This window comes from Halopenitus sp. H-Gu1 (assembly GCF_041821145.1).
Lineage (GTDB): Archaea > Halobacteriota > Halobacteria > Halobacteriales > Haloferacaceae > Halopenitus.
Genome location: NZ_JBGUBC010000006.1, coordinates 1 through 13,076, shown reverse-complemented (window position 1 = coordinate 13,076; position 13,076 = coordinate 1). Strand labels below are relative to the sequence as shown.

The 13,076-nt window shown below is 61.7% G+C and carries 10 protein-coding genes and 1 tRNA gene; all 11 read right to left on the bottom strand.

What is annotated here, in order from left to right:
- Positions 1 to 283: 283 nt before the first annotated feature.
- The 11 genes from ACERIT_RS06045 to ACERIT_RS05995 all read right to left on the bottom strand — a co-directional run bounded on the left by ACERIT_RS06045 (position 284) and on the right by ACERIT_RS05995 (position 12,627).
- The gene (locus ACERIT_RS06045) at positions 284 to 1,855 is read right to left on the bottom strand and encodes a phage minor head protein (RefSeq protein ID WP_373673941.1); all 1,572 of its coding nucleotides are present in this window, start codon (positions 1,853 to 1,855) and stop codon (positions 284 to 286) included.
- On the bottom strand, positions 1,852 to 2,232 hold the full coding sequence (locus ACERIT_RS06040) for a hypothetical protein (protein WP_373673940.1): 381 nt from the start codon (positions 2,230 to 2,232) through the stop codon (positions 1,852 to 1,854). Before ACERIT_RS06040 ends, ACERIT_RS06045 begins: the two co-directional genes overlap by 4 nt.
- Positions 2,229 to 3,833, bottom strand: a complete 1,605-nt coding sequence (locus tag ACERIT_RS06035; RefSeq protein ID WP_373673939.1) for a hypothetical protein — start codon at positions 3,831 to 3,833, stop codon at positions 2,229 to 2,231. The genes ACERIT_RS06040 and ACERIT_RS06035 overlap by 4 nt, the downstream gene beginning before the upstream one ends.
- A 6-nt stretch (positions 3,834 to 3,839) precedes the next feature.
- Positions 3,840 to 5,549, bottom strand: a complete 1,710-nt coding sequence (locus ACERIT_RS06030; protein WP_373673938.1) for a hypothetical protein — start codon at positions 5,547 to 5,549, stop codon at positions 3,840 to 3,842.
- A 9-nt stretch (positions 5,550 to 5,558) separates the two neighbouring features.
- Positions 5,559 to 6,002: a hypothetical protein gene (locus ACERIT_RS06025; RefSeq protein ID WP_373673937.1), complete on the bottom strand. Its 444-nt coding sequence runs from the start codon at positions 6,000 to 6,002 to the stop codon at positions 5,559 to 5,561.
- Positions 5,995 to 7,257, bottom strand: coding sequence for a DNA methyltransferase (locus ACERIT_RS06020; protein ID WP_373673936.1), 1,263 nt, complete (start codon positions 7,255 to 7,257; stop codon positions 5,995 to 5,997). Before ACERIT_RS06020 ends, ACERIT_RS06025 begins: the two co-directional genes overlap by 8 nt.
- 2 nt (positions 7,258 to 7,259) lie before the next feature.
- Positions 7,260 to 7,496 carry a hypothetical protein gene (locus tag ACERIT_RS06015; protein ID WP_144426115.1) on the bottom strand — a complete coding sequence of 79 codons (237 nt, stop codon included), beginning with the start codon at positions 7,494 to 7,496 and terminating at the stop codon, positions 7,260 to 7,262.
- A gap of 183 nt (positions 7,497 to 7,679) precedes the next feature.
- Entirely contained in the window at positions 7,680 to 8,210 is a 531-nt protein-coding gene (locus ACERIT_RS06010) for a hypothetical protein (RefSeq protein WP_373673934.1), read from the bottom strand.
- A 126-nt stretch (positions 8,211 to 8,336) separates the two neighbouring features.
- Positions 8,337 to 8,591: a hypothetical protein gene (locus ACERIT_RS06005; protein ID WP_373673933.1), complete on the bottom strand. Its 255-nt coding sequence runs from the start codon at positions 8,589 to 8,591 to the stop codon at positions 8,337 to 8,339.
- Entirely contained in the window at positions 8,591 to 12,250 is a 3,660-nt protein-coding gene (locus ACERIT_RS06000; protein ID WP_373673932.1) for a hypothetical protein, read from the bottom strand. Before ACERIT_RS06000 ends, ACERIT_RS06005 begins: the two co-directional genes overlap by 1 nt.
- Before the next feature lie 301 nt (positions 12,251 to 12,551).
- Positions 12,552 to 12,627: transfer RNA gene (locus tag ACERIT_RS05995), tRNA-Cys, on the bottom strand.
- Positions 12,628 to 13,076 lie beyond the last annotated feature (449 nt).

The window sequence follows — 13,076 nt, the reverse complement described above, 5'->3', positions numbered from 1 at the left end:
TCGAAAGCGCCGAAACAGAGTACGGCCAGTCCGCGCGAGTAGTGACCACCGCCATTATCAGAAGTCAATTAGTCGGCAGTAATTCGCTCCAGGTCACTGGGGCTGGAGAAGACTCGGCCACCGCGATCCAAGTCGACAACCACGACAGGTGGATCGAGTGAAGTATTTTGGAGTCGACGACCGTCTTCGATAATCTCGGTGACGACTCCAGATTCCAACGTGAAGTAAAACGGCGATCGCCAGCGGACAGTGTCTTTCTCCTCGAGGGTTCGAGCGAGTGCCATTATTCAAACATCTCGTTTTCCTCGAGTCCTGCACCAGAGATGCGATACATTGCCTGTTCGATCGCATCGGCATCACTAGTACCCTCAGCGACTAGCTTATCTCGCGTCGCTCGAGCGTACGACTTGAGTGGCCTTTTGCCGAGTTCGTCGAGCAGATCGGCGTTGACACTCGTGTGGTGCGCTGCGACCGCGTCACTCTGACCGACTGTTGACCCAATCGCATCGCCAAATTCGTTGACTGCACGACGTCGCTCGTATATCTCGTGCTTGAGAAGGAACCGGCGAGCGTCGTCATCAAGACGACTCCACAGATTTTGATGAATCATGATAACGCGCTCGTCTGAGTCCCAGAGTCCACCGTACTCCCACGTTCCTTCAGTTATCGCGATACCGTGGTCGTCCGACTGAAAGGTCTCGACGATGTTCTCTTCGTCCATACCGACGATGTTCGAGTTCCGGACTCCCTGTTCGATTGTCTCCTCCGCCATATTGCCACGGGGCTGGTCGACATACGTGCGCTCAGTCGAACCGGCGTCGTCAGGCTGATTCGTCGACGGTATCACGATACAACGACAACGAGGATGGAATGGCGGGCCATCACGACGGGCGTCCTTGAGTGTCAACGTGCGACCCTCCCAGGGCGAGCAAATTTCGCAGACATGCTGATCCCCAGCCGTCGAGACCTCCGTCTGCACCTGAACCTCCACGTCCGGACCCATCGCCCGCTCGTACGTTGTGATGGTCGCCTCGTTATGCGAGTACATCACCTCGGTCCGGGCCAGAGTGGTCGCACGCGTCCGGCCGATCTTGTCGACGCGGTCGGTCAGCCGGCGGGCCATCTCGTCCGGGTGGATCCCCTCTGTCAAACCTTCGGCCAGCTCCCGGGAAATCTCTCGGGAGACGTCTTGGGTGATGCCTTGGAGCGCCTCGAAGTTACGCTCGTAGAGCAGCGAGAGTTTGTCTCGGTGAACAGGGCGTTGGAGCGCGGTTGCGAGGTCTGACTGGAGCGGGTCGGCCTCCATCCAGGAGTTTGCGTTCTTCCAGCCGCGCTCGTACGCCGACCGGACGTACGTGTTGCCGTCCCGGGAGATGACTTCGAGGACGCCTGCTTCCTGCTGAGCCCGTAGCCAGGCCATAAATTCCTCGTGCTTCCGTGCCAGCCGATCGAACTCGAAGTCCCGAGTGACGAGGTCCTCAGGTTCGAAGTCCGACGCCAGCTGCTCGACGAGGTCCCGAGTGGCGCCGTACTCCTGGTCGGCCAGCAGCTCGACAAACCCCTCGCGAACGTCGGCCGGGACGTCGTCGCCGGCGAGGATGTCCGACAGCGAGACGCCCTCGCCGTCGTCGTCCCCCTGGAGACCGAGGACGTCACGGTTAGCAACACCTCGCCGGATCTCCGCTCGGATGTTCGCGAAGCGCCCGCGGAGCTTCTGGGCGTACTTCCGCTGGATCGTCGTCGTCTTCGACGGGTCGTTGGCATGCGCGTCCCGATTCCCGGCCTTCGTCGGGTGGGCGTGCTCGCCTTGCAGCTGTTCAACCCCAGCAGCCACGGATGCATCCGTGGAGCTCATACAATTATCACCCCTAGGAGGAGCGCGACCATCCAGGCGAGGAAGTACCACGGCTCATGCCGAATCGTCCGAACGGCGATCGGAACCTTCGACCCGTCAGAACCATACTCTGGGGCGTCTTCCGAAAGCGACGTCCCGACTGGCCGGCCGAGGATGGCGTATCCCGCGAGGATGAAGGTCAAGAGGACAGTCAGCTCCGACTTTCCCGAGATCCAAGCGAGGCCAGAGACGAATCCCGATGCCGCGCCGATTGTCGACGCATGGATCTCGTTGAGCGTAATCGAGTGGTCGATCATCGGGATTGTGATAAATGTAGAGTCGTTCGCTCGGATCCGCTTCGCCGGCTCGGCCGGCTGGGCCCCTTCATCATCGGTCATACCTCGAACTCCTCCCGCTCGTCGTCGATATCCATCTCGTTCAGCTCATCGCGGGCATCGTCCTCAGAACTCTCGGCGGCCGGTGGCGGTGGCGTGTTCTCGGGGGAGTCCTGCTCGTCAGGCATCTCGAGCGGGTCGCTCTCCCACTCGTACTCCTCCTGCTTCGCCTCGAGATCGAAACCGGCGAACTCTGCAAACGCCTCGGCCGGGAGATCCTGCTCCGCGCCACTCTCCTTGTAGGCCTTCCAGGCGCTCGCGAACGCCTGCAGATTCTCGTCTGGGAAGCTCTCGCGCCGCAGCGGATTCTCGTCCTCCGGCGGCTCGATCGAGAAGGAGACGTCGCCGTCGTAGCGGTCCCCGCTCGCGAGCTGGTCGGCTTTTTCTACCAAGATGGGCTCGAACTTCCGCTCGAGGTACCGCCGCTCGGAGTCGACAGCCTCCTGGTCGCGCTCGCGCTGCGGGTCGACGACGAACTGATTTAGGTCGTCGGCGTACGCGATCTGGTACTTCCCGACCGGCATCACCGAGAAGATCTGCTCGACGTCGTCCCGGATCGCACCTTCGAGATCGGGAACCGAGCCCTCCTCGACCTGGACCTTGACCGTGTTCGGGACGAAGTCGACTCGGCCGGCGAACGAGTTCTGCTCGCCGCCGCGATCTTCGTCGTCCTCGGGGCCGTACTCGCTGGAGACCTCGCCCCCCATGTGGGCCTCGGCGTAGGCCTCCGCCTCCTGCTGCGACCAACTGTCCGAGGAGTAGATCCGATGGGGGTATCCCGTCTGCCGGATTGCGAAGTCACGATCATCGAGCTTCTGTTTGAGGGCGTCGACCCGGTCAGAGACCGCGTCGAATAGCGACGTCCCCCAGACCTCGCCGTCGTCGGCGTCGTAGGTCAGCTTGATGATGTCGTCGGTCGCGAAGTGGATCGGGTCCTTGTCGTCGTGCCCAGGGACGTCCTCGTGATACTGCGTGTACGCGGCCGCCTTCCCGGTCGGCGACCGTGGGTGGTCGGAGTCGACGTCGTCGCCCGGCTGGATAAGGATCGGTTGGCGCTCACGGGTGTGGATCTTGAACGTCGACGGCTCGAGCGACATCAACGCGACCGTCGCGTCCGGGTCTTGCTCAGTGCCAACTTTCTCGACCAGGACGGTCCCCTTTCCGCGGCGCTTCGAGGGCAGCGAGCCCAGGAGCTTCCGGAGGTCGTGGCCGAGCTCGCCGGCGTGGATCACACAGTTGGACGCCCAGAGGTCGAGCGCGTCCTCCATGTCGCGATCGCGCTCCCCGCTCGCGTTCTCGACACGGATCTTGTAGCCGGGCTCGGTCACCGCCTCGTTGAAAAGGTGGAGTGGGGCACGGGTGAGCGCAAAATCGTTGTAGTAGTTCTGCCAGTTCTCAGCGATCGTCGCCGGAGCGTCCCGCTGCTCCGCCTGGACAGCGTCAGTACTTGGGCTCGGTGTCGAGTAGCCGAGGACCCAAGAGATGATCCCCTCGCTGTCCTTGCGTTCGGTAGTTTTCGCCTGGCGGTGCTCGCCTCGAGGTGCTGGCGTTGTACTTGGCGACAGCTGTTCGAGGTGCTCTCGAAGTGATCTTCGCAGTTCCATAGTAGATCAGCTCGTGATTAGGAAAGCCTCGCCCGCGGAGTCGTCAGGCGCGCAGCCCTCGGCCGCCCAGGCCGCCATCATCATCGCGTCGAGGCGGTCCGGCGAGCGGCCAAGACGCTCCTTGATCTCTTCCTTCGGAGAGGCTTTCACCAGGTCGCCCGACCGGCGCCGGCGCTCCTCGAGTTCGACGGTCCGGGCAGCTGCGTACAACTCCTCGCGGAGGTTGGCGACGTCCTCGCTGTCCCCGACCGGCGCGATGTCCGGAAGGTACTGGCCGAGGACGACGAGGCCCTCGGTCCACTTGTCGTAGTACTCCTCGGCGCCGTCACCGTCGCCGATCTGGTCCTCCGCCGGTGCAGTTCCGGCCTTGAACCGGGCGACCGTCTTCAAGCCGTAGGCCTCGACTAGGTCATCGGCCAAGCCCGAGCCCTCCCCGACGGCGTCAACCGCTATCAGCGGGACGTACTCGAGTTCGTCGACGATGTCCCGGACGCGGCTGTAGTTCTCGTTGTGGTCGGTATCCTTCCAAGAGTGCATAACCGCCGCGTTCTCGTAGAGGATGCTGACCACGGTGCTATCCCCGCCCTTCCGGGCGACGTCAACCGCGACGCCGAGGAGCTCGTCGCGCTCGCTGCGGGCGGGCGACTCGTTCTCCTCGAGGCAGATCTGGACCTCGTCGACGTAGAACGGGCGGTAAGACTCGGCACCGTCGGGCGGGATGATCCCCGCTCGGCGTCGATACCACTCCTCGTTGAGGTCGCCCCGGAAGTCAGGGTTCGGCCGGAGGTCGGGGTTCTGCTCGAACGTCGGCTCGCCATCCTCGTCGAGGCGCGGTGCCGACATCCGACGGGCGTCGTTGAAGCCGGGCCGTAGTGCCTCGATCAGCTCCTCGCGCTTGAGGTCGCCCGCCTCGATCTCGTCCAGGAGAATCCCGACGCCGGGGTAGTCACCGTCCCAGTACGCCTGCGCCCCGGGCCACGGTTCGTTGTTCCAGTCCTCCCAGTCCTCGGCGATCTTCGGCAGATCGACCAGGCCTGGGATGGGCTCTTCGTTGAGTTCACCAGCATCAATGAGGACGTTGTGGCTCTCGAAGCTGGAGAACTGGATGACGTGCCACTTCGAGCTCTGGCGCTTCTCGTAGACGATGTTGTCCTCGCCCCGCGGCGGATTACAGATCGCGACCATCCTGTCGTTCGCGTCGGTGATATTCGATTCGGCCGATTTGAAGTGGTCCTCCTCAATCGAAGGCTTGTCCGCCTCCTCTATCACCATCAACATCTCGCCCGCGTGTCGGCCTTCGAGATCGTCAGGGTACTTCGGCGAGACAGCCTTCCAGTACCAGGAGTCGTCGATGTCAAGGCGATACGGGTTCGAGTCGATCGTCCGGCCCGGGAGTGTCGTCTGCTTCCAGATCGACTTCATCGGTCGCCACATCGTGTCCTCGAGCTGTGAGTAGGACCCCGACGTCGTCTGGTTCTCCGAGTTGATGTTCGAGTATAGAAACGCGAGGTTCAGCGCGGCCACGCCAAACGACTTCCCGACACCGTTGCCCGACTGGATGAGCACATGTCGGTGTTTAGCGGTTGCTCGAAGCAGCCGCTTCTGGGTATCGGCGAGGTCCAGTCCGAGGTGATCCTCGGCAAACCGGAGGTAGCGATCCACCCCAGAGGTGTACCTGCTCGGATGGAGGTTTGGAGTGGTATCGGTCGTACTCATCGTGGGGGATCAGTCGTCAGTCTCGTCGTCGCCGGTTCGGATGTAGGCCCGCCAGTCGTCGGCGCCAGAGAGTTCGACCCGATCGGGCTGTCGTTCCAGTTCGCCGATGTCGAACAGCCACTCGTCTCGCATCTTCACTACCTTCGCCGCCTTGTACGGGTCGCCCTGCTCGAGGAGATCCTGGATCGCCCGGTTGTAGACCAAGCTCGAGACCATCTGCGCGTCGTCACCGACGCGGTCGCGGATGTAGTCACGTAACCGGTCGAAGTCCTTCGAGATGTTCGACTGGCTCGTGTCGTACCGCTTCGCCAGCTCGGTCTGGGTGACCGCCCGTGGATGACCTGCCCGCTGGATGAGCGATAGGATCTCGGCCCGGCGCTCGACGTAAGTGTACTCCGTCGGGTGTTTATCCGACGGAACCTCGACGGCACCGTAGTCGATTTCATCACTCATTATCACCAGCGTCGTCGTCCGCGACTGCCTCCTTCGCGCGTAGGGCCTCTTGGATCCGGCGTTCGACCACCGGTCGGTAGACGTCCTCCTCAAGTTCGAACCCTATGCATTCGCGATCGGTTCGGATCGCGGCGACCGCGGTCGAGCCGGAACCCGTGAAGGGGTCCAGGACGACGTCGCCGGGGGCGGTGCTTTGCTCGATGAACTCCTCAAGCAGGCCGACTGGCTTCTGGGTAGGGTGCTCCTGTCCCAGCGTCGAGTGCTTATGTACGATGACGTCCGGTCGAGTATGTTCGAGTGGTCTGGGTGAATCGAGCGTTGCGTAAAGAACGAACTCGTGCTGGAGACCCCAGTAAGTGCCACCAGCGCCGAAGTTCGGCTGGTTGTTCGGTCGCACCTTCGACCAGACGATACAGTTCCGGACCGTGAACTCTTCCTCAGTGAGGATGTCCCGGAAGATATCGTAGGTCTTCCAAGAGGCGAAAACGTAGACGTGACCGTCCCCCTTGAGGACGCGCCTGAGTTCCTTCGCCGCGTCGCGGAACACCGATATCGCCTCGTCGAGGCCGTCGTTCGCGACGGTGCCCTTGTGGCTCACTTTCCCTCGAGACCCGAGGGTGTCGGTGAGATCGAGATCGATCCCGTACGGCGGGTCGGTGAGGACGAGGTCGACCGAATCGCCCTCGAGGCGCTCTGCCATGCCGGCGATACAGTCCTCAAAATGAACCTGGTGATCGACATCGTACTCGTAGGCGACCCCAGCGCGATGATCGTCACGGATCCGCGCCAGTAACTCGTCGAGGTCCTCGCCGCTCGCATCCGCTAGAGCGGAGATCTCATCGCTCTTTCCGTGGTCCAGCAGGTAGTCATACTCGAGTGCATCCCGCGTAGGATCGTGGTCGCCAGAGATCTTGTTTAGTTCTTGACGCCAGAGCCTCCGCTCGGCGTCGTCCTCGAAGTCGTAGAGCTTGACTGGGACCTCCTCGAGCCCGACCTCTTGGGCAGCACGCCATCGGTGCTCTCCGTCTGCGATCAGACCCTCTGGGTCGCCGTCGTAGCCAGGCAAGTCACCGGTGTTCGCGACGATTGCGTTTCCGATCCAGCCCTTCTCCAGAAGATTCTCGCAGAGCAGCCCAAACATCTCATCCGACTGCTCATTGGGATTTTCACCGTCTACCGTGAGTTCATCCGGGTGAATCGCTGTCTCCTCTTCAGGCTGTGGGAGATCCCCAAGCGATAGCGTTTCATCAGCCATGATCAGTCCTCGTCGTCTTCTGAAGCCGAAGTTGAAATCGATAATCCCGGAATATCGAGTTTCTCAAGCTGGAGATCCCACATCCGACCGATGATCAGGAAGAGCAGGGCGGTGAGGGAGTACATCACCCACTGGTCCGGTTCCGTCGGTGTGAGTTCCATCGTGAGAGCCACCCAGACGAGAAGGAGGGTTAGTGTCACAACTTTTCTAAACCAGCTCATATGGGACTCGTCAGGCATCGGGATTAGTGATCGTAGAAGGCAACGCAACTCGATTTTCGTGCGATACATCGGTCGTTGAGGTGTGTGTAGGTCGTTGGACATAGCGGAGTCAGATCGTCCAGTACATCGTCGAGGTACCACGCGTGTCGCGCAAATTGGGATCTGCCTCTATTGCGATTCACCGCTGAGGAAGGGGCGTCTCTACTTCGAACCAGCTCGATCAATCGCCTCCTCCGTCGCTTGGCTGAAGCAATCGAAGTCGTTACCAGCCATTTCGGGCCGTTGTTTCAGTTCTTGAACGCGCTTAGCGAGGTGAACCCAGTCGTGGGCGATGCCGAACTCATGAAGCGTGACGCTCAGTTGAACGGCCACATCGCGAGCACGGTCAGCAGACCGTGGTGGGGGTGATCTGTAGGGACTCATGGTTCCACAGCCAGTACAGTACGACTCCTTCCCCTCCTCTGTGTAGGCATGCTCGAGACGCTTTGGTTCCCTTACCGACTCGAAGTACTCGCGATCGAGAAGATCCCATTGGTGTCCTTCCGGGAGGACCTCGTCGACGAACGCCAGTATCCTACTATGCTTGATACCCACTCCCCAGGGGAACCGCTCGTAATGCCGGAGGAATCGGTAACACTCCTGGCACACGCGGTCGTTTCCAGCGATGAGTTCCTCGAAGACCTGCCCGGGATCGTCCGGTACTTCGAGTCGATCATCGTGGATGCGACGCACGGGTCGGTCGGTAGTGAATGTGTTCGAAATAGCCATTGCTGAATGGGGCCCTGCCGTTCGGCAGGTTGAGGAGCGAACGCGACACCTCGACGATAACCGTCAAATGTACGTCGGTTTCTCCGAACATTAACAGTTAGGCGACTGCCGTAATTCGGCAACAACCTGCGTGAGATCGTCGAATTTGCGGGTTCTGATGAGAAGGTCCCGCGTTTCGAGACGTTCGAGGGCGTCGTCAAGAGCACTCTCTGAGAGGTTCGTTTCCCGGAGGAGCTCTTGACGCGAGAGTTGGTCAGTACCGTTCTTCTCGAACGCGAGACGAACACACTGACAGCTAGGCGGAAGGCTCTCGAAGGGGTCGTGACCGTGAGTCGTCGATCGCATCAATCGGGGGTTCCACCCCCGTCTGCGTTCTGCCAGTCCCAGATCACCCCCCGTTCATCATCGATCTCGGGGGTATGATCGGCTCGATCGGCCGTGGCCGGGTCACGGATCGCCAACGACCACGTATTTGTAACCCTATACGGAGCAGTTGGCGATCCATCGAGGTCGACGAAACCGCTGTTCGGGAGGCCGGTATCACGGTATAGCGTCGCCCCGTGGGAACCATCACCCTCGAAAGCCTGAACGACAGTCTCCTCGTGCAGTCGCTCGAGGGTCTGTCGAGCGTGCTCCTTGCTACATCCCACGGCCTCGGAGATCTCTTTCGCGGTGAGGTCGCCAGTCGATTCGCGGAGCACCTGGACGATCTCGCGCTGTAGATCGGTAAACGTCCACTCGACTCCGGGCACCTTGACGTCGACGAACCCCGCCGGGCTCGCATCAGTACGGACGAAGACAGTCGCTGTCCGATCCGGATCGTCGGCATCCCGAGCGTACCGACCGGCGGCCTGTGCGACGTGGTTCTCGCGAACGGAGGCCAGGATCGCCTCGGCAGTCTCGGCATCCGGACCCTCGAATCCTCGACCCTTCGCACGGTGTTCATTACCGTCCCCGTCGACGCTGGTTTCGACTTCGGCATCCTGATCAATCTCAGCGAGGAGGTCAAGGACGTATCCATCACCGGGATCCATACACCCGTTGACGAGCCCGATTTCCTCAGTCGCGAAGTCGTTTCGCGACTTCTCCTCGCCGTAGTGCATCAGATTCTCCACGTTTCCGTGTTCGTCGCGCTCGAGGCGAACACCGGCCTCTTCCATGAGTTCGGCGAGTCGATCCTCGACCTGAGCGGTGGTGATAGCCGTTCGGAAGCTGTCGCCGTACTCATCGACGAGTTGCTCCATGAGCGTACGGAGTTTCTCGTCGTCAAGCCAGTCGAGAGCCTTCGACTTCTTCCCAGATAGGGGTCGCGTCGCCTCCCCGATCTGAACGACGCGAAGGCCGCGTTCGTAGCGTCGCCAGAGCTGCCGCTCTTCGGTTTCGAGGACGTCCTTCGTATCGATCCAGGGGACAGTGTTCGCCTGCCAGAGCGGCTCGGCGGGGTGGGCATCCAGCCCGATCGTGCTGCGAGCTGCGCTGAAGTCGGGGGTCACCCGGACCATCCGAACGTCGTTCGACGTGTCGTCTAAAACGACAGAGACCCACTCCCAGTTCCAGTCATCGTCGTCCCGAGCGTTCGCCTCGAGACGCGGTGGCTCGTGTTTCGTCTTCCCGACACGCCGGTCATTCGACCGAATCTCGGCCCGGAAGATCGCCCTCGCGAGCGCAGGGGCCAGGAGGTGAGCATCGGGCTCCTCGAAGTACCAGTCACGTTCTGGTTCTTGCTTTAACGCTTCGTCGACGGCATCCCGCTCGGCAGCAGCGTCGCCTTGGTAACCGTCGTGCGTCGACAGTTGAACGAAGGCCTCCCAGCTGGTGACCGGAGCCTCGATCTCTCGCAGGTACGCTCCAACAGCCTTCCGGACACGATCGGTCGAGATATCGATTCGGTAGTCTGGCTCCTCGTCGATGACCACGTTGTTCGCCATCCGAAGCCCGGGTGCGTACGCGAAATTGTGCGTTGCGATCACCAGGGGCCAGTACTCGAAGCCACCATCTGGGCCTTCGCGGTACTCTTCCCACTGCTTGATCGCGTGGCACTCGCCATCCTCGCAGCATGGCAGGTCGACACTCTGGTCGTTGTTCTCCTCGAGGTACCGGTGGGCCGCGGAGAATGGCATCCCCTTTCCACTCGAATTACACTGCTCGTCAAGCCACTCGCTCGCCGGCTGGTCGCCGATCGTGATCTCGACGCGATCGTTGTCCTCGTCGTCATCGGGATCGTAGTCGCCCGCTGCGACAGGACAAGCCTCGTGGCGCCCCCGGAGAACGTGGAAGGTGCCACCGTGCTCTTGCGCGTTCGCAATTGCCTCGTCGCGAGCGTCCCTCGTCTCGAGCAAGTGGACGACTGGGCGCTCATCGGTGACATCGGGCAGCGTCGCCCACCGCGTCGACGCGATCGCGTAAGACTTCCCGAGTGCGGTCGGAGCGTCGACGATCCGATCGTCCTCGTGACGCATCACCTCGTGAATGGTGTTCTGCAGTCGGTCACGAGCGTCGTCGGTTGTGGGCCAGCTTACCCCGCGTTTCCGTGCCGCCCTTCGACGCTCCTCCGGCCCAAGGGTATCGAGTTGTTTCAAAGGGAGCGCTGAGGTCGTCTCCGAAGAGATTTCACTGTCGTCTTCAATCTCGAACGCGGCCTCCAGGAGCGGCGGGAAATCCTCATCGCGCTTTCGGTCTTCCTCGGGAATTTCGTACCTCGGTATATCGAATCCGAGTTTACGAAGGTGTTCCACGCCCCGCCACCAGGTCTCGCCGTCGACGGGGCGAGCGTTCGCTGGCGTAACCTCACCAGCATCGATCGCCGCCATAGTGACTGGGCCACCGTAGCCGCCAAGTTCGCCGGTATCCTGCCAACGGCTGTCGTTGACGATGTTCGCTGTCCCGGAATCGGAGGTGACGGATCCCCAGGTCGGCCAGAACGCTCGCTCACCGTTCGACGTCGTCGCATCGTCGTTCCACCGCTGGACGATCGTCTCCCCGGCCACCCGCTGCGCGTCGAGGCGGTCGATCGCGACGAAGATGTCCCGGATATCGGTCGTTATCTCGTCACTTTGGGTGGCCTCGGGCTCGTAGTTCTCGAGGTTATGATCGTCGCGATCGATTGGGATGTCATTCGGGTCTCCACTGCGAGTACTCCGCGGGAGTTGGTCGTTCGCTTCGAGCAGGTACTCGAGAACATCCTCGGTCCAGTCGTTGATCTCGACAGGCGTACCGGGGACGTGCTCGCCGGTTGTAACGCACACCCGCTTTCCTGGGTAGATCTCGATACTCGGAAGATCTTCGTTCGACCCCCACGGATCCTCGTCGAGTCGCCAGGCAGCCTGCTTGACGTCGCCGAGATCCTCGGGGAAGTCGCCCCGGTAGACCGCGTGGACGCCGACGCCGGACTGGGAGATGTCGGTGTAGGTCGCACCCAGGTGCTCCAAGATCGCGATGAACGCCGGATGGACGTCGCCGGTCTGGGGGTCCCGAACATCGTCGCCGTCGATGTAGACGTATGGATCCGTTTCGCGTTGGATGAACGCACGGCCGTCGAGGCGGGGGTCGATCTCGGCCATCGCGACGGTTTCCCCGTCGGCATAGTGGCCGTCGTACCCCCACTTCCAGCGGGCGTCGCAGTCGCAGGAGACCGCGGTGTCGTGACCGTCCTTGTCGCACTCAGCCGGGGCGTCGCGATCGCCCCAGGGGGCGAACGGTTTCTTGCCGACGTGACCCATCCACTGCTCGCGCTCAAGCCACTCTTCGGGCCAGACGCCGCTGTTCGGATCAGTGAAGTCTGCGCTCGCCCAGCTGCTCCAGGCAGGCGGGTGGTCGCGGATGTTCTTCTGATCGCCGACGTCGGGGTCTTCGTCTTCCTCGACGTCGTCGCCCGCAAGTAGTGCCTCGACAGTATCGCGGTACTTCGTTGGGTCAGCACCGACTTGCGCGAGAACTTCGACTGCGCTCGCGCCGGGGTGCGTCTCGATGTACCGCTCGATCCGTTCGAGGACCCCGTCGCTCACGGCGACCACCTCCAGTCGTCCCACGTCGATTGACCATCAACATCTGGAGGCACTGGGGAGTCGGGTGGGGTTGGAACGTTTTCTGTCCGCTCCTCCCCGGTCGGTTCGGGATCGGTCGCATAGACAACTTCGTCGGCCTCGTCTTCGAGGACGGGCCGCTCAGAGATGTGTTGATACGTTGCGTCGAAAGCGGGCCCGGAATAAGAACGGCTCGGGCTCACGCCGGACACCCCCTGCGACCGCGTTCAGTTGAACACGGTCCAGGGGCCTCAGTCCGTTGGATTTTGAGGGTTTGGGGCCAAGCCAAGGGCCGGATTTGAACCGGCGTCGGGCGGCTCTGCAGGCCGCTGCGTCTGACCGAACTCTGCCACCTTGGCGCGCAAGCGTTTCTAGCAACGTCCGTCGGTTAAGCTTAGCGGTCGACGACATGAGGCGACCGGAGAGCCACGGAGTGTGACGGTCATCGGCGATCACCGCCGCCGACACATCGAGGATCGAACTCGTTCGGGTATCGAGGCCGAACCGGAACGGCGACGCGACAGCGCAGGCCGCCGATCGACACCAGGCCGGGAGGTGACCCATCCAGTTCGAGAAGATGACGTCGTCACCGGTTCCGAGCTCCGCTGCCGGTGATCGCGTGCTCAACCGTCTCGCTCGTGGATCCTCGTCCTCGGGTCGTATCCACGTCCTCCTCGATGAGAGTGCGCCGTCGATCGATGCCACGTTTCGACGGCTGACGAGCGTGCAAAAACTGACCGACTGGCGACACTCCAACTCACTCCAGAGCGTTGTCACTACTACAAAGGATGAATGAAATATGAATGGA

Coding starts and splice junctions, on each gene's coding strand:
- ACERIT_RS06045 (WP_373673941.1), bottom strand. CDS start 1,855: ATGAGCTCCACGGATGCATCCGTGGCTGCTGGGGTTGAACAGCTGCAA.
- ACERIT_RS06040 (WP_373673940.1), bottom strand. CDS start 2,232: ATGACCGATGATGAAGGGGCCCAGCCGGCCGAGCCGGCGAAGCGGATC.
- ACERIT_RS06035 (WP_373673939.1), bottom strand. CDS start 3,833: ATGGAACTGCGAAGATCACTTCGAGAGCACCTCGAACAGCTGTCGCCA.
- ACERIT_RS06030 (WP_373673938.1), bottom strand. CDS start 5,549: ATGAGTACGACCGATACCACTCCAAACCTCCATCCGAGCAGGTACACC.
- ACERIT_RS06025 (WP_373673937.1), bottom strand. CDS start 6,002: ATGAGTGATGAAATCGACTACGGTGCCGTCGAGGTTCCGTCGGATAAA.
- ACERIT_RS06020 (WP_373673936.1), bottom strand. CDS start 7,257: ATGGCTGATGAAACGCTATCGCTTGGGGATCTCCCACAGCCTGAAGAG.
- ACERIT_RS06015 (WP_144426115.1), bottom strand. CDS start 7,496: ATGCCTGACGAGTCCCATATGAGCTGGTTTAGAAAAGTTGTGACACTA.
- ACERIT_RS06005 (WP_373673933.1), bottom strand. CDS start 8,591: ATGCGATCGACGACTCACGGTCACGACCCCTTCGAGAGCCTTCCGCCT.